Below are 17,533 nucleotides of genomic sequence, written 5' to 3'. Positions count from 1 at the left end.
TCCTCCTGACGCCAGGAGGAATCTCAAGCTTGATTAATAGGCAACTTTGAGGTTCCTCCTGGCGTCAGGAGGAATGACAGAAAAACGGGCCAATTTCGACTAAAATTGGCCCGTTCTGTTTAAAGAGCTTCCCTATTTAAGCGTTTTCCCGGCAATGTCCTCCCATCGGTAGTAGTGGAATGTTTTCCCTTCCGACATGGTCACAAATAGTCCATGTGGAAACTGCTTACCCAGAGCCACGTTCGTAATATCGGAACCATCGCTAACCTGAGCGGCCACTTTTACTACTTTCAGTACTTTATATTCATTGGGATTACCCGCTTCACCCTCGCGTCGGAAAATGTGGAACTGATTTGCTCCCTGATCTGAAACCAGCAGGTAGCCCGTTTTAGGGCCCGTTTTGTAAATCGAAATACCTTCGTGATCCTCCGCAAAGCCCGTTTTGGCAAAAAGTGCTAGTTCCTGATTGCCCTTTTCGGGTTCAGCGTAGTATTTCCGAACACCAACGCCTTCGTCGGAATAGTAGACATAGCCAAGTTCATTATCTACGGCAATGGATTCAATTTCTTTCTTGCCGCTATATAGCCCAAATTTTCGGACCAACGTAGCTTTTACCTGCCCTTTACCATTGTCTTCGAGCCGATACTGACCAATGTACGACCCGTTTGTAGGCCCGGTTTTACGACCAACCATAGCGTATAAAACGCCTGACGGGTTTTTATAAAGCGCAATGCCCATTAGATCGCGGAAGCCACTGGTGGTATCGCCAACAAACATATCAAGACCACCATTGTCGATGGGTTTCATGTCGGGCACCGAGAAGATTCGGAGTTTGTGCGTAAACCGTTCTGTGGTTACAGCAATGTCGGTGGGTTTACCGCTGAGCATCAGGCCATAGGCGACGTCTACATTATTTGGCCGCTTGAGATCGTGAATCTCCCGGACAATTTTGCCCCGTAGATCAAACACATACAATCCGCCATCCTGGTCTTTATCAGTTCCGATAATAAGGCTTTTAGCTGGATCGGCAGGGTTAATCCAGATGGCTGGATCGTCGGTGTCGTGCCGAACGGTGTCAGTAATAACAACGGGCTTGACAGGAGTTTGAGCCGTGGATTGACAGGCAATTACGAATAGAGGAAGGAAAAGCGTCAGACGATAATTCATGGATACTATAGGCTATAATAATTCACCTCACCCCCGGCCCCTCTCCTAAAACAGGAGAGGGGTGAAAAAATAGGGCAGTCTCGCTCCCCTCTCCTGTTTTAGGAGAGGGGCCGGGGGTGAGGTGGGCCGCTGCCGTGAGGTGAACTTAATTCGTACCTAAAGCACCAATGGTTGTTGATGGGGCAGGCGATTTATACAAGGTGCCATTCGCGAACGAAATGCCATCAGCATACAGCCGCGTGAAACTCGTAGTTCCTTTGCCAATGGCAGGCGAACCGGCTTGCAGGCGGAAATCCCAGGCTGTGTTGAAGGTTGCGTTTTTAGAATCGGTTGTGAGCGGGTAGTTTACAAACTTAGGATCATTGTCGCCAACCGTTTTGCTGATGACATCGTTAGTGCCAGTCAGAATTTCAGTGCTAGGCTGGAAACCCGTAACGCCATCCTGAGTTGCCCCGTAATACAGGTTATTGCTCACTTTAGTACGGCTGTCTTCGGGGTTTTTAGGATCGCGTTTTACACCAAACCGATCGTTGGCCAGCAGGTTGTTGTACAACTCAGCCCGAACCGCAACTTCTACCCATATTGACCCACCTTTGAGAGTTGGGCGACGCCAGCCTGCATTTACAATTGTGTTATTGTACGCAACTACATAGGCTTGTGGTACACGGTCGCCCGTGTTTGAGAGTTTCAGCGCGTTGGTGTTTGGGCTATAGACCGTGTTAAAGGCTACATCGGCCTGAACACCCGATTTGATGTTGATGGCATCACCACCCGATACGCCCTGCGTATAAATCTTGTTGTTGGCAACAATCACCTTTCCACCCTCAATGTAAAAACCATCTTCGTTCTGATTGTTCAATCGACTGTTTACGATAACCAGCTTACCATTCACATTCGAGTAGTTTACTGCAGGAACGTGGTTACCAGCTGCGGCTTTGTACAAGCCTGCTTTTACCGAAGGAGAACTCTCAGTCGTTACTGCGCCACCATACTCAATAATAGCGTTGTCGAGCAGTAGTTCGGTGCAGGTTGGCGCAGCAATAATGCCACCCCACAGGCTGCCCCACTGGTTGGCAGCTGTTTTCCAGGCGTCGGGCACTGTGAATTTTACCGGATTTGCCGATGTACCCATTACGTACAGATTCCCTTTTACGATCAACTCGGGCTTCACCGTCGAGTCGCTGAAAACGATGTTAACACCTTCTTCAATGACTAATGACGTACTGGCTGGAATTTGTAAATGGCCCGTAATTTTATAGGTGCTTCCTTTGGCCCAGGTTCCCGAAACATCGCCCGATACGGCTTCTTTCACAACGGGAGTTGGGGTTGGTGTTACCGTTCCAGAATTGTCGCTACTCTTAGAGCAACCTACTAGTACAGCAGCCGACAGAGCGGCTAGAATAATTACTTGTTTCATGGTTATTGATTGATTGTTAATGCGTTAGTTAAGTTTTACAGTTTATACCGTATCCCAAGCACATACGAGCGTTGGTAGAAATCACGCCGGATGAGGGTCTTACCCGATACATCCTGGTTCGGTACATCCGTATTCTTCGTATTGATGTTTTTGATGAAAATCTCCGTAGGTGTGTTGAGCAGGTTATTCGCCTTGGCAAACAACAGGAAGCTCTTGCCTAGCTTCTTTTCGACAGACGCATCCATCTGAATAAAGCCCTTCTGATACAGGTCGTTATCGACAAACTGCGATACCGTATTGATACGTGGGCCCGTGTAGCTGGCTGCCAGTTGCCCATCCCAGCCATGTTCAGTGTCCTTGTAGAGCAGCGACAAATTCGCGATGTGTGCCGACTGCCCATAGAGCGAGCGCGTCTGATTGACTGTGATGGTTTCCAGATCGCCCTGTGCATTCCGAATCCGCTTTGATTTGGGCGTTGTGATGCTGGAATTGGTGTAGGTATAATTGGCTTTGATACCCCACTGCCGGAAATACTTGATGGCATCGACCTCTATCCCCAGGTTCGTCGCATTCCCGAAATTGCCCGGTCCATAGTACAAATCCTGCCCCCGGATGGCGTCTTTCTGAAGCGTATATTCGATAGGGTCTTGGATGTGTTTGTAGAACAGACCAACCATAAACTGCTCCAGCGGACGGGGGAAGAACTCGTATCGCAAATCAACGTTGTCGGCAATGGCCCGTTTCAGATTAGGATTGCCTCGCTCCTGATATTCTTCATTGACAATCCGGTAGGGTACGATTTCGAAAAAGCCGGGCCGGTTCAGTGAGCGGAAGTACGACAAGCGCCAGTTGGTCTGCTCGTTTGGCCGATAGCGGAAATGCAGGCTTGGTAGCACATCTGTATAAATCTGGCTTCTGGTAGGGTTATCTTCGCCAATCGGAAATTTCATGGCGTAACCCTGATCGGTATGCTCGATGCGAACACCCCCGGTTACTTCGAGCGGCTGATCGGTGGTGCGGAATTGCAGATAACCCGATGCCGTTTTCTCCGTAGCATCATAATTCAGGGCCGAAGCAACCGAACCGAGCGGGTTCTGAATAGTCCAGACAATTTGGTTGTAATCGGTGAAATCGACACCGTATTGGGCGAACGGGTTGGAAGGCCGTAGCGTGTAATTGTTGTAAAAATTAGTCCGCTGCTTGTCGCGGTATAATCCACCAGCCATCCATTCGACCGCTACGCCCGCTAGTTTGGTTTTCAGCGTCATGTTCAGATAGCCTGCCAAATCGGTGTCGGAATTGTGTTCCCATCGGCGCTGGCCATCCTGCACGGTTGTTCGTTTTTCTACAAAATTTGTGCGTATACCCAGTAGCGGCACGTACGTCTGGTCGGGAACTTCGTTGGTAGCCAACGAATAAACCGCCGACCAGTTAATGGCAAACATTGGGGTAAGCTGATGCGTACCCTGGAGCGTACTGTTGTAAATTTTCTGCTTCGTTAGGCGTGAGCGCGTTTCGTAACCGAGTGTTGCATTACCCAGCACCGGATCAAAACCGCCAATGCCCAGTTCGGTTGTTTTCGTTTCCCGAATTTGCTCATTAGCCAGGCTAATCAGTGCGTTAAACCACTGGATTTTGTTGTTCTCATTGACCCGAAAATCCATCTTGGCGTGCAATCCATAGCGCGTTTGCCGCTCTGAATATTGCCGTTCACTCTGTTTCGTGAGAGTTACTCCGCGTAACGTATCGACCACATCGCCGGTAAAAAACAGGCTATTGCTACCTCTAAACGTATTCTGTAAACTCCCCGCCAGCATGATGCCAAACCGCCGATTGAAGAATCGGTTACCGATTGCAAAACTGCCCAGTAAATTCGGTGGGGGAGCCTGGCTGGTGTAGGTTGTTGATGCTTTGTTAAAGTCCGAGAATTTGGCACTGTACTGATTGCCAAATTGCTCGTAAGGTGATTGCGAGTTGATGTTTTTCGTGTCAAAGCTCACAAAGGGGCGGTTGAAAAACAGCTCGCTATACCCCGATGAAACGTTGGCCAGAATAGTCGGCCGGTCGGGCGCATCTTTCATAACCATGTTGATAGCACCACCAACCGCATCGCCTTCCATACTCGGCGTGAGCGCTTTATAAACTTCGAGTCGGTCAAGGAGTTCGGATGGGAAAATATCCAGCGGGACATAACGATAGCGATTGTCGGGGCTAGGAATCTTCACGCCGTTGACCAGCGTATAATTGTACCGTTTGTCCATGCCACGCAGAATGGCATACTGCCCATCGCCATTGCTGTTGCGTTCGATAGAAATACCTGATACCCGCTGAATGACGTTGGCAACAGTTAAATCGGGAGAGAGTTCGATGGTTCGGCCCGACACAATATTCGTCACTTGCAGCGCATTCCGTTCGAGGTCGCGGGCGGTGCGATCACTGCTACCGTCGCGTTTGGCTTTTACCGTGACCTCGGTAATCTGGCGGTCGTTTTCTGTTTCCAGCGGCAGATCCATCGTAACCACTTGCTCTTCACTTGTCACGACCACATCACGGGTGATTGTTTTGTAAGAGACGTAGCTGATCCGAATTTTATAGCTGCCAGTAGGTACGTTTTTAATCAGGTAAGATCCATCCAGACCCGATACATTGTACAGTTTGGTATTTTCCAGAATGAGCGTCGCCCCAATAACGGGTTGACCTGTAATAGCATCGATGGCCCGCCCCCGGATGGTACCAGCCCAGACCTTTGGGATAAGCAGCAGGCAAACGATTGTCAGTAGTAGTCGGTTCATACAGTTTGCGAATGGCAACTAGTACGTGGCCCACCTAAAGGCAAAGACCGTGTTTAGTTGATGGCGCAAAGGTGAGGGTGAGCGTATGAACCCGACAAATTTGACCCGTGAACAAAAAGGCAACAACCCATTTACGAGCGTAAACAGATAGGCAACAACTAAATTAAATTCGAATTAAATTGTTGGTATTCAGTGGGTTGGTGTTGTGCTGGTTAGCCATTATGTTATTGTTACCAAACTGTTTCCTAAATGTGAAGCCTACCAAAATTAGTTGGATACATTACTAAATTACTATTATCTTTGTTGCTAAGATATTTAGTCGTAAAGATAATAACATGGATAACGACACACTCAAACGAACAAGAAAACTAAGCCAGATATATGCGTACACCTCTATTCAGATGCACGAAGCTGTTGCCCAAAAGGCAGGACTTTCTGGGACTGACCATAAATACTTAGGGTTTCTACTGGAAAAAGGGCAAATGACGGCGGGTGAGCTTTCAACGTTAACCGGCCTGACGACAGGCGCAGTGACCGGTTTAATAGACCGGTTTGAGAAGAAAAATCTGGTTAAAAGACAATTTGCTCAGGACGACAGGCGGAAGGTAATCATTGAACCTAACACCGAAATTATCATGGCACTGTTGGTCCCGCTTTATAAAGAATTCCGAAGCAAGTCAGAACAGCTTATTGCCTCATTTTCAGATGAGGAAATCAAGGTCATTGAAACCTACTTTTCAAAGGCAATTGACATAATGGTTGAAACAACCAATACACTCAACAATAAATAACCATAAAAATGAAAAATATAAGTTCATACATACTTGGTTTCCAGGATATTGATAGAACAAAATTCACGCTTGTCGGAGGGAAAGGCGCAAACCTTGGGGAACTTGCCAGAATTGATGGAATTCATGTGCCGGATGGCTTTTGTATTTCTACCGACGCTTTTAAACGAATCATTGACGAAACGTCATCGATTAATGAACTCCTTAATCAGTTATCGCTGCTGAAGATAGAAGACCGGGATAAAATCCGTGAATTGAGCGGTGTGATTCGTATAGCCATCGAAAGTATAGCCATTCCTCAGGACATTCAGGAAGAGATCGGACACCATCTTGAGCAACTTGATAAAAAAAGTGCCTTTGCTGTGCGGTCTAGTGCTACGGCAGAAGACCTGCCAACGGCATCTTTTGCTGGTCAGCAGGATACGTATTTGAACGTTATTGGAAAAGAGTCAATCCTAACGCATATCAGCAAATGCTGGGCATCGCTGTTTACCGAGCGGGCAGTCATTTACCGCATTCAAAATAACTTCGATCACCGTAAAGTACAACTCGCTGTGGTTGTTCAGAAGATGGTCTTCCCGCAAGTGGCCGGGATTTTGTTTACTGCCGATCCCGTCACTTCCAACAGGAAAGTGCTATCCATTGATGCCAGCTTCGGACTAGGGGAGGCCATGGTTTCTGGCCTGGTAAATGCAGATAACTATAAAGTGTACAACGGCAAGGTTATCGATAAGAAGATATCCACCAAGAAACTGGCTATTTATGCCGTAAAAGATGGCGGTACGAACGAACAGGCGATTGAGCCTGAACAACAGAATAGCCAGGCGCTAACGGATGATCAGATTTTGCATCTTGAGCGCATGGGCCGAAAGATCGAAGAGCATTTCGGCCGCCCCCAGGACATCGAATGGTGTTTGGCCGATGACGAATTTTATATCGTCCAGAGTCGGCCAATCACTACGCTATACCCAATCCCGGAAGCGAATGACGACGAAAATCGTGTTTACGTATCTGTTGGTCATAACCAAATGATGACCGATGCTATGAAACCATTGGGATTGTCTTTTTTCCTGTTAACGACTCGAGCACCCATGCGTACAGCTGGTGGAAGGTTATTTGTTGATATTACACCGTTGCTGGCTTCACCTGTCGGCAGAGAAACTGTACTAAATGTCACACTGGGAAAATCCGATCCGCTCATAAAAGACGCACTTACAACCATCGTAGAGCGGGGAGATTTTATAAAATCGCTACCGGATGATATAAAAGAACAGAGTCCCGGTAAAAGCAATGCAAGTGCGTCGCTCGAGAAATATCAAACACTAAATGAATACGATCCAACCATCGTTTCTGATTTGATCAGGCGCAGTCAAACAGCGATAGAAGCGTTAAAACAAAACATCCAGCCGAAATCAGGGCCAGATCTATTTGATTTTATCCTGGAAGATCTTGAGCAATTAAAGAAAAACAACGCTGATTCACAGAGTTTTAACGTGATCATGACGGGCATGAATGCTTCATCATGGATCAATTCCAATATGAACGAATGGTTAGATGAGAAAAATGCCGCAGACACGCTTGCACAATCTGCACCCAACAATATTACTTCGGAAATGGGTCTGGCGTTATTGGATGTCGCCGATGTAATTCGCCCCTTTCCGGAAGTAATCGAGTATCTGCAACGGGCAAAAGACGATAACTTTTTGGAGGGGCTGGTTCAGTTAAAGGGTGGCCCCGAAGCCCTGGACGTAATCAATAATTATCTCAACAGTTACGGAATGCGATGTGTCGGAGAGATTGATATTACGAGAACTCGTTGGCGTGAAAAACCAGCTACACTTGTCCCTTTGATTCTCAGTAACATCAAAAACTTTGAGCCGAATGCAAGCAGTCGGAAATTTGAGCAAGGGCAACAGGAAGCGTTGAAAAAAGAACAAGAGTTATTGGAACGACTGAAGCAATTGCCGGATGGCGAACAAAAAGCTCAAGAGACAAAACGAATGATCGACCTGATTCGGAATTTTGCGGGTTATCGTGAATACCCCAAATACGGCATCGTTAGTCGCTACTTCGTGTATAAGCAGGCGCTATTGAAGGAGGCCGAACAACTTGTACAAGCCGATGTTATTCAGGATAAAGAGGATATTTACTATCTCACGTTTGACGAACTTCGCGAGGTTGTACGCACTCATAAACTGGATTATCAGCTCATCAGCGACCGAAAAGACGAGTACAAAATCTATGAAAAACTAACTCCGCCACGTGTGATTACGTCTGACGGTGAAATCATTACAGGTGCGTACAAACGAGAAAATCTACCCGCCGAAGCGATTGTCGGTCTGGCTGTTTCATCCGGCGTTATAGAAGGGCGGGCACGTGTCATCTTAAACATGGAAGAGGCTGACCTGGAAGATGGAGATATATTAGTTACCGCCTTTACTGACCCCAGCTGGACACCCTTGTTTGTATCCATAAAAGGCCTGGTCACCGAAGTGGGTGGGCTGATGACCCACGGAGCCGTTATCGCCCGTGAATATGGCTTACCGGCAGTTGTTGGCGTAGAAAATGCAACCAAGCTGATCAAAGATGGGCAACGAATTCGCGTGAATGGGACAGAAGGATATGTAGAAATCCTGTGAGACAATGACGCAAGCTCAAAGGTGAACGATTGGTTTGTCTGTAGTTTACTGAACAGAAGTTATCGGTGCTTTCGTCAATCTTCCCCAGGCTATAAAAGCGGCAATAAGTGCGAAAGCTATATTCACGCCTATGCTCGATGCTTCTCCTCGGGCAATGTGGAAAATGCTTGCGCATACCATGAGGGCAATGATTCCTAAAGCAGCAATTGGCGTAAGCTGTGGTTTTATGCGGACTAGTGCTGGTAGTATTAACCCAATGGCACCTATTAAATCGACAATTCCACTAAGTTTTACCAATAATACCGGAATCTGACCTGTCCAGGGCCACATGGCAGACAGCTTTTCAATCGGTTGAAACAATTTCATGGTGCCCGCCCAAACCAAAACGATTGCTAGAACTACCTGCGCCAGCCAAAGGGTTATGTGCATGGCCTTTGACGGTTTTTGTCGATTTGTCATCAGTGAATATTTTTTCGTTAAAGGCACAAAAGTATTTATGTTTGCTATCCATTGGAAAGCACTTCCTGTTGAGATAGCGCTATCCAACGGGATAGTAACGCAAAAAGAACGAACGATTAACAAGCCAAAAAATGCTGACGACAGGCGGATGCCCTAAAAATATGCTTTCTATCAAGGATGCGTTAGATGCGCTGGAGGGAAGATGGAAACTACTGATTTTGTTTGCACTGTCATCCGGTCCCAAGCGATTTAAGCAACTATCAAAAGAGGTTGGTGGGATTACTGATAAAACGCTGTCGAAGGAGTTGAAAAATTTAGAAGTAAATAAACTGGTGAAAAGAACAGTTTATGACACGTTTCCTCCGACTGTAGAATACACAATTACGGCTCACGGAACGTCACTTGAGAAAGTGATGGAAGAGCTTCATTATTGGGGATTGGCTCATCGCAAAACGATTATTGGAAACTGATTGCTGCGAAGGGCACAGCTACTAAATCGTACTGTTTTCGGGCGATAACAGCGGTTGTGAAGGAAAACGCTGAATGAAAGCCGAGAGCGATTCGCCTTCTGCAAGCCCGATTTTTTTGCGAAGTCGATAACGAGATACCCGCAGACTATCCGACGAAATACCGAGTAGCGTGGCGACATCGGCAGAGCTGATGTTCATCTTCAACAGGGCAATCAGGCGCAGATCGGTGGCAGTTAAATCGGGAAATTGCTGGGTGAGCTGTGTAAAGAAATAGGGGTGAACCTGATCGAAAATCGTTCTGAAATCGTCCCAGTATTTATCCTGACTAAAGTTCAGGCTAATTTTTTGTACTAACTGCCGAAGTTGTTTTTTCTGATCGCGCTTATCATCCTTCAGAATCGCCGTCAGGTCTTCTTTGATTTCTTCGAGTACCTGATTTTTCTGAATTATCTGAAGCGTGTGCGTGGTTAACTCCTTACTCTTCAGCTCAAGTTGTCCTTTCAAATTCTCCTCTTCCAACTGTTGGTTCTTCAATTCAACCTGCATCAGTTCGTTCTGAGTCTGGAATATCTGCTGATTCTGCTGATTGATCGCCTGTTCATTCCGAATCTTCAGCCGCTGTCGACTGATAATTACCGCCCCCAGAATACCAATTAATACCAATACGACACTGGCAGCGATAATGATAATGAAGTCGATTTGTTTCTGGGCGTTCAATTGAGCAATCTCGCTGTCTTTCCGCTCTACATCGTACAGTGTTTGAAGCAGGGTAATCTGACGGGTATTGTCTGCGGCATAAATCGCGTCGACTAAATCGCGGCTTCGTTCCAGGTAGCTATAGGCGCTATCGGGCTGATTCACTAACCGATACGTCTTGGCAATATCTCGGAGGGCCGCACTAAGCTGATATAACTCACCCGTTTTCTGCGATCGCTGCATGGCTTCCCGCGAGAATTTTAGCCCTTGCTGGTACCGACCCGTTTTTCGGAAAACATCGCCGAGGTTATTGATGATTTCGATCTGACCAATCTCGTCGTGGGTTTGCTGGGCCAGAGCCAGCGCGTTCTGATAGTAGAAATGAGCCGAGTCGTATTGGGCTTCATCTTCAAAAATGCTCCCCAGGTTTTCGTAAATTTTAGTCAGGCTGGTCACATCATTAGCTGCCAGACTATTCGTCAGGGCTAGTTTCTGGTAGTGATAAGCCTGCTTAGGGTCCTGTCGTTTTTCGTAAATATGCCCGATGTTGGCATAGGTTTGAGCCAGTCCTTCGGCATTGCCGTTTTGGCGGTAAAAAGTCAGCGCTTCTTTAAACTGACTCAGTGCCCGCTCTACCTGTTCGTTGTAATAGTAAACCGTACCGAGTTCATTGTGATTACGGGCCAATCGCCTGGCATCACGGGTCGTGTGGAAAATTTTCTGTGCCTGAAGAAGATAGTCGATGGCCTGAACATAGCTTCCCTGATGGTATAGTAACAGGCCAATTTGTTGCAGGCAATCGCCTTCTGTCTGTTGATCGTTCTGGCTAATGGCCTTATCCAGCATAACCTTGATCAGCCGGTAAGCTGAGTCGGGATACTGACGTGATAGCTGTTCGGTATTCGTAAGAACTTGAGCCGTCGCCGATGTCGAGATGCCAAAAACCAACCAGAAGGCTAAATAGGGGGTTTTCAGCAGTGAACCCAGACGACGGATAAGTAGACGGTATGAAGTGCGGTCATAAACCTGATGCATCCTGTATGGATTTATCTAACCCATAAAGATAGAGCTTACGTTATCGGTTGTAATGTGAAGTTTTTGTTAACTAAAAATAGGTGACGATCTGGAGTAGGGATTCATCCGCACCAGATCGTCACCTATTTTTAGTTAACTCACTTATTTAAGCGGTGCTTTTAGCGTTACAAAATAGATCCGGTTGAGGTCAACTTTGCCGGTGGCTGGCAGAATTTTGGTTGTGAAACCATTCTGACCGTTATCAATCACCCCGAAATCATCGTCATTGGAGATTGCCAACTGGGTATTACTAAGGATGGTAATACCTTCCGCTTTATCGTGCGGATAAACCGGTGAGATCTCCGTCAGGATATCGAAGACCAATGATTTCGTAACGGGAACAACACCCGCATTTTGTAAGCCTGCTTTGTCTTTAAGCTGCTCAACGGTAAGTCCACCATATAATTTACCACCATCGCCGTTCGATGGGTCGGAGATATCCGTTGCACCGGCAATATCGAATTTATAGATCCGTTTGAATGTGGCTGGTTTTGCTGGATTTCCACCATAATCGCCGTCTCGTTCCAAAGCCAGGAAGGTCGTGTTCGTAATGGCAGCAATATCGCTACAACCAGTCAGACTGGCGTTTTCCATCAGATACACATATTGCTTCGTGACTCCAGTAGCGATTTCGAAGGTTACAACACGCAGAACTACAGAGCCCGTTGTAGCTCCCGATGATGGATTGTACATGGGCGACTGCATCAGGCCGACCAGCGTTTTTCCATCGGGGGTGATTGTTAGACCTTCCATACCCCGGTTAGGCCGACGACGGGCCAGTACCTTAGGTAAGGTACGTCCGCCAGTGCCAGAACCAAATGGGTTGATACGTTCGATGGTTTTGCCGTTAGCATCGAAGTGCGCAATGTGCGGGCCATATTCATCACTAATCCAAAATGTGCCATCGGATGCCAGCACCAGACCTTCTGAGTCGATACCATCGGCGTTAGGGGCAATGGTCTGTCCATTTAGATCAAGCGCTATTTCACCCGTATTTCCCTGACCAATTGGGTTTGGTAGACCCGTTAATGGCTGTCCGGCTGCATTTTTGAGCAGGATAGTTTTTTCTAAAACCAGTTGATTACCAACTACATGAAACCGACCGATTTGGGGTGTAAAATCGGCTTTACCAAAAATGATGGAATTAGCGGCTGAACCGGCTGCGTTTGGTCCCCGATCGGTTAGTAGATAAAATACCGTTGGGTCGTTATGATCCTGTGCAATGGCCGATCCAAATCCGCCATTATAAATTACAGTTCCATTGGGAGACGTAGCCAGCACCGCTGGATTCGACGCTTCGGAAAAGGAGGGAAGGACAGCCGGAATCCGGTGGTCTTGGCAGGCGGCTACCAGAAGGCCACTAGCGATTGCACAACTAGTAGCAATTGAGAGAGGTAGAGACGATATTCTCATGAGGAAAAGCTTTGTTTTGTGCGCAAAGCTATAGCTCCCCATATTATCCGAATGTAATATAAACGCCCGGTTTGTTACGTGAGTATTAAGTTTTAAGTGGTTGATTGTTAGTGAAATATGTTCCCGGTAAGTTCAGATCATTTCTAGCTGACGGCAGTAATAATAAGCCCGTCGGCTCGTAGTGGGCTGATATAATTTTTCCTGAACAGCTCTGACAAATGCACTCTTATCCGACTTCGTATAGTGCTCAGTGGATGATGCGCCAGAAGGGGCCTTAAATACCAGATTAACTCGCTGACAAGCCTCCCACAATTCAGGATTCGACTTTATTTTATACTGACGGATAGGTGTATCAGCCCCAAACCAGAGACTGCTGATATTATTTGAAGTTGCTTTTAATCGGTGATGAGCCATGAGGAATTTTGTGAGATGGTAGATAGCAGTACGTCTCGGTGAAAAATTCACCTGAACGAATACATGTTTAATAAAGAAGTGGTAGACCGTTAACCGGCGCTGGAGCGAAGAAAATAGCTCAATTGACGAATATTCGCCAGATAATCTTTAGCGATCGTGCGAATTGAAGAGATACTGGCAGAACTCAGCAATTGGCCTGCATGCTCGTACGGCGTTACCTGATCAGTTAGGATATCATAAACACCTTCAGGCACTAATTCATGGTCTTCGTAGCCCCAGAACAGGAAATCAACAGCGTCGAGTAGACTGTCAAATCCTAATCCGTAAGACGTTTGAAATTGATTGAAAACAGCAATAAAGCGCATAACGATGATTCATTTTGACCACCACAAAGGTAAAGCGCTCCCCGTTGCTGTCTGTTAAGGCAAGATTATTAAACAGATGACCAGATTTTATACTATTTTTTGACAGGATTTACAGGATGAACAGGATTTTATCTTTCTACATAATCCTGTTCATCCTGTAAATCCTGTCAAAAGAACTCTTTCTAGATTACTGCACGTACTTGTTACGTAGTTGAGCCAGTTTCGCCGGGGTTAATTCCATTTCCTGAGTCAGGAATTTATCCATTGAACCATATTGCCGGTCAATTGCATCGAAGGCACTTTGAAGGTAAGCCGGGTTGGCCGCCAGCATGCTTTTTACGGCCTTCTCATCCATACCCTGTTTGGTCATCGACTGGACAACCTGTTCGCGGTTGCCTTTCCAGTATTCATTCGTGGCTGCATAATCTTTCAGAATTATAGACCGGTCTACACCAAGTGCGGACAAAATTAAAGCTGCGCCGACACCCGTCCGATCTTTACCCGCCGTGCAGTGAAACAGCAGCGCTTTATTGCCATCAAGAGCCAGCAACTGATCGAACATGGGTTTGTATTTTGCTTTTAGATGGTCTGTGCGACCGTAAAAAGCGATCATCATTGAATCGCGATTAGTGGGTCGGGCTCCCTGTAAGGCTGCCGTAGCAGCACGCGTGTTTTCACTGCCAGCGGGCATGTTGTACCAGGTTGCGCCAGCAGGAAGGCGATCGGGGCTGGTTTTGACTTCATCGGGACCGCGCAAATCGCAGACGGTTGCAATGTGACGCTGGCTCAGAACGGTCAAATCGGCATCGGTTAATTTGCTGATATCAGCGGAGCGGTACAGATGTCCCCATTTTACATGATGACCATCTTGAGTCGGGTAGCCGCCAAGGTCGCGAAAGTTGCTCGCACCTTCGAGCGTAACGGCCCGTTTTGAGTTGTAAACCAAGGTGTCGTTGCTCTGTCCGAAGGAGACGGATGTAACGAAAATAGAGAGAAGAAGAGTGAGCTTTTTCATGAATAGCTAGATTATGAAACGTGAAAATTCTGCGCTTGCACGATAGTTTACTCAATGGATGCGGAGCGCATAGGCCGCCATCATTTTGTCAAAAATTGCAGTGTTTTCGTAAATGCCGATGAAGGCTTCGGCACCTGGTCCATAAGCAAAGACCGGCACCATAATGCCTGTATGGCCTTTCGTTACGTATTTGCCTTCGGCCTGACCAGCTTGCATATCACCATCTGTAATGGCCAGACCACCTGTTTCATGGTCGGCGGTGATCACTACTAACGTATTGCCATCTTTCTCGGCAAAATCTAAAACGGCACCAATCGTTTTGTTAAAATCCAGCATCTCGCCAACGATGTAGTTGGTTTGGTTCTCGTGGCCGCCCCAGTCGATCTGCGACCCTTCGATCATCATGAAAAACCCTTTTTTAGTCTGATCGAGCAGCCGGAGCGCTGTGGTGGTTCCGTTCAGCAGTAAATCACCCCGACCTTCGCTAATCTTTTTTGGTTCCAGATCAGCTGTGAAGGCGGCTAATTTTCCTGTTTTAATCGTACTTAAGTCAGCTGTTGAGTCGGCAATCTGGTAGCCTTTGGTTTGTAATTCCTGCACCAGATTCCGGCCATCTTTCCGATGGGCAAAATGATTGCGTCCACCACCAACAAATACATCCACATTGCCCTTGAGCATATCGGCGGCAATGTCTTCTACCTGCGAACGCGAGGGTACGTGGGCATAAAAGGAAGCTGGCGTAGCGTGGGTAATTGAACAGGTCACCACAAGGCCGGTACTCAGCCCGTTCTTTTTGGCTGTTTCGAGAATTGTCTGTTGCGGTTTCTCCTGTGCATCAACACCGATCGCGCCATTCTTCGCTTTTTTGCCAATAGCAAAGGCAGTTGCTCCTGCACCGGAATCAGTCACGAACGCATCGGCCGATTGAGTTTTCTGGAATCCGATGGCGGTGCAGCGTGTCAGATTCAGTGTGCCATGATTGGCGGTTAAGCCGGCAAAAATCTGAGCGGTTCCCATTCCATCGCCCACCATTAGAATGATGTTTTTTGGCTTTTTGGCAACTAGTGGTTGTTGAGCAGAAGCCGGTAAAACCGGAGCCAGAGCAATCATAAAAAGAAAAAGAGTCTTCATGTACAGTGATCTCGTTGGCAGATACGTTTTTGCCATTTAGCGGGAAACAAAAAGCCCGGCAGGCGTTAAAACCGGCCGGGCTTTTTATAGATTACTTCGTCAACCAGGTATCCATGTTCAAATCGTCGGTACCATTGAACTGGCTCATTACAGCAGCCTTATAATTCGCCGTATTGTACGTTTGCTCATCGACCGGATATTGCCAACGACGGGGAATTTTGCCCGTTGAATTGATACCACCACCCGTTGCTACGAATGATTTGGGGAAGCCTGTCCGGCGCCAGTTGTAAAGAGCTTCATAGCCTGAATTCTGGTGCATTGACACATACTTCTGATTCAGAATCTGCTCCAGCCCGTCGGCATTATCGCCTTTGTACACCACACCAGGATTCGCCAGGAAGGTGCTGATCGATAGGGTCGTTGTGCCAAGTAGTTTACCGCCCTGATCACCTATCGTGTAAGTCTGTCCTTCGGTCAGACCGTAGAATGACAGCGATGCGTTGATTCCTTTCAGATAGTAACTCTCTGCAGAAGCTCCTGATACCCAACCCCGGTTAATTGCTTCGGCAATGTTGAAGTTCATTTCAGAGTACCCCATAATGATGTATGGCTCTGGCCCAACTACCGAACCGTAATAACGCAGGTTGTTGGTATATGAATACTTGCCCGTTGGGCCAGCACTACCACCTTCGGTATACAAATCACCAATTGGTTTCGAAATGTCAGCGCCAACATAAGCCGTAAAGTCACCTACTTTCTTCCCAGCTGTCAATTGTGCGGGAGCTGGTGTGGCAAACACGAACGTGCGAGGGTCCTGAGTGGCAGTCGTTATATTCAGATAAGGAGCGCCTTCAAACTGATATTGGTTGTTGCCATCGTTTGGCGTGTGCGGATACGTATTGTAGGCCGAGTTGAACACAAAATTCAGGTTATCGGCATTGCTGGTCATGATCGGATATTGCGTAGGATTGTTGACAATGGCCGCAAACTGGCTTGGAATGTTCAGATCGGCATTATCGGTAGCTCGCTTGCTCAGATCAATCAGCACCCGTAACTTGAAGGTATTGATCGCCTTACGCCATTTGGTCAGGTCGTTGTTGTAGTAGATATCGCCCGTAATCGAAGCGGGCAACGCCGTCGACCCTGCCAGCGAAGCCAGCATTGTATTTGCAGAATCAAGTAAGGACAGACTTCGCGCAAAAACGGCCTTCTGTGTGTCGTAACCTGGTTCTAGATCGGATAGCCCCTGACCTGCCTGCGAAGCGGGTGTATCGCCAACCCGGTTAGCCTGCCACACAAAAATCCACGCCCGGTAAAACTTAGCTAGTGCAGAAAAAGCATTGGCTTTGGTTCCCAATGTCTTAGTCGCCTGTAGATCCATCTGGTTTACGTTCTTCAGGGTATTATATAACGTAGCCGTAGTCGTCCAGTTATAAGTGTTGTTGCCCCCATAGTATAAGTTGTTGGAAACCGAGTACTGATTCCAGATCTGCACCTGCGTAAAAGGGCCTCCGTCGCCTATGCTATACACGTCAAACTGTATACGTGGCAGAATCAACGAAGGTGGAACAGCTTTATCTTCACCCGCTACGTTGGGGTTAGGCAACAATTCGTCAAATGATTTGCAGGCACTGACCGCTACAAGAAGCGTCAGTCCTAAAAACAGAGATTGAATTTTTGTTTTCATCGTTTT

General features: G+C 47.1%; 14 protein-coding genes. 3 read left to right on the top strand and 11 right to left on the bottom strand.

The annotated features are described in order from the left end of the window. Window positions 1–132: 132 nt before the first annotated feature. The 3 genes from GO755_RS04270 to GO755_RS04260 form a co-directional block, all read right to left on the bottom strand. Window positions 133–1,167: a phytase gene (locus GO755_RS04270; protein WP_157583433.1), complete on the bottom strand. Its 1,035-nt coding sequence runs from the start codon at window positions 1,165–1,167 to the stop codon at window positions 133–135. A gap of 145 nt (window positions 1,168–1,312) precedes the next feature. After that, entirely contained in the window at window positions 1,313–2,584 is a 1,272-nt protein-coding gene (locus tag GO755_RS04265; RefSeq protein WP_157583431.1) for a right-handed parallel beta-helix repeat-containing protein, read from the bottom strand. Between the two features lie 35 nt (window positions 2,585–2,619). Beyond that, window positions 2,620–5,376 (bottom strand): TonB-dependent receptor, encoded by a 2,757-nt coding sequence (locus GO755_RS04260; RefSeq protein WP_157583429.1) that lies wholly within the window; start codon window positions 5,374–5,376, stop codon window positions 2,620–2,622. A 335-nt stretch (window positions 5,377–5,711) separates the two neighbouring features. Between GO755_RS04260 and GO755_RS04255 the strand changes: the two genes are divergently transcribed. Both GO755_RS04255 and ppsA read left to right on the top strand, forming a co-directional pair. After that, on the top strand, window positions 5,712–6,167 hold the full coding sequence (locus GO755_RS04255) for a MarR family winged helix-turn-helix transcriptional regulator (protein ID WP_157583428.1): 456 nt from the start codon (window positions 5,712–5,714) through the stop codon (window positions 6,165–6,167). 8 nt (window positions 6,168–6,175) lie between these two features. After that, a complete protein-coding gene (ppsA, locus tag GO755_RS04250) occupies window positions 6,176–8,803 on the top strand; it encodes a phosphoenolpyruvate synthase (protein ID WP_157583426.1) in 2,628 nt (875 codons plus the stop codon). A 45-nt stretch (window positions 8,804–8,848) separates the two neighbouring features. Here the strand turns inward: ppsA and GO755_RS04245 are convergent, their stop codons facing one another. Continuing rightward, the gene (locus GO755_RS04245; RefSeq protein WP_157583424.1) at window positions 8,849–9,262 is read right to left on the bottom strand and encodes a DoxX family protein; all 414 of its coding nucleotides are present in this window, start codon (window positions 9,260–9,262) and stop codon (window positions 8,849–8,851) included. 131 nt (window positions 9,263–9,393) lie between these two features. On the opposite strand from GO755_RS04245, the gene GO755_RS04240 reads away from it, so the two are divergent. Then, window positions 9,394–9,732 carry a winged helix-turn-helix transcriptional regulator gene (locus GO755_RS04240; protein ID WP_157583422.1) on the top strand — a complete coding sequence of 113 codons (339 nt, stop codon included), beginning with the start codon at window positions 9,394–9,396 and terminating at the stop codon, window positions 9,730–9,732. Between the two features lie 21 nt (window positions 9,733–9,753). On the opposite strand, the gene GO755_RS04235 is transcribed toward GO755_RS04240, so the two are convergent. From GO755_RS04235 to GO755_RS04205, 7 genes are all read right to left on the bottom strand, one after another. After that, the gene (locus tag GO755_RS04235) at window positions 9,754–11,463 is read right to left on the bottom strand and encodes a tetratricopeptide repeat protein (protein ID WP_157583421.1); all 1,710 of its coding nucleotides are present in this window, start codon (window positions 11,461–11,463) and stop codon (window positions 9,754–9,756) included. Window positions 11,464–11,604: 141 nt separating this feature from the next. Next, on the bottom strand, window positions 11,605–12,915 hold the full coding sequence (locus GO755_RS04230) for an esterase-like activity of phytase family protein (protein WP_157583420.1): 1,311 nt from the start codon (window positions 12,913–12,915) through the stop codon (window positions 11,605–11,607). A 132-nt stretch (window positions 12,916–13,047) separates the two neighbouring features. Then, a complete protein-coding gene (locus tag GO755_RS04225; RefSeq protein WP_157583418.1) occupies window positions 13,048–13,329 on the bottom strand; it encodes a hypothetical protein in 282 nt (93 codons plus the stop codon). Window positions 13,330–13,418: 89 nt separating this feature from the next. Next, on the bottom strand, window positions 13,419–13,694 hold the full coding sequence (locus GO755_RS04220; RefSeq protein ID WP_157583416.1) for a hypothetical protein: 276 nt from the start codon (window positions 13,692–13,694) through the stop codon (window positions 13,419–13,421). A gap of 187 nt (window positions 13,695–13,881) precedes the next feature. Continuing rightward, the gene (locus GO755_RS04215; protein ID WP_157583414.1) at window positions 13,882–14,709 is read right to left on the bottom strand and encodes a tyrosine-protein phosphatase; all 828 of its coding nucleotides are present in this window, start codon (window positions 14,707–14,709) and stop codon (window positions 13,882–13,884) included. Window positions 14,710–14,760: 51 nt separating this feature from the next. Then, window positions 14,761–15,840: an alkaline phosphatase gene (locus GO755_RS04210; RefSeq protein WP_157583412.1), complete on the bottom strand. Its 1,080-nt coding sequence runs from the start codon at window positions 15,838–15,840 to the stop codon at window positions 14,761–14,763. A 91-nt stretch (window positions 15,841–15,931) separates the two neighbouring features. Beyond that, on the bottom strand, window positions 15,932–17,527 hold the full coding sequence (locus GO755_RS04205) for a SusD/RagB family nutrient-binding outer membrane lipoprotein (protein ID WP_157583410.1): 1,596 nt from the start codon (window positions 17,525–17,527) through the stop codon (window positions 15,932–15,934). Window positions 17,528–17,533 lie beyond the last annotated feature (6 nt).

This window comes from Spirosoma arboris (genome assembly GCF_009754945.1).
Lineage (GTDB): Bacteria > Bacteroidota > Bacteroidia > Cytophagales > Spirosomataceae > Spirosoma > Spirosoma arboris.
This window is presented reverse-complemented; position numbering and strand designations above follow the sequence as displayed.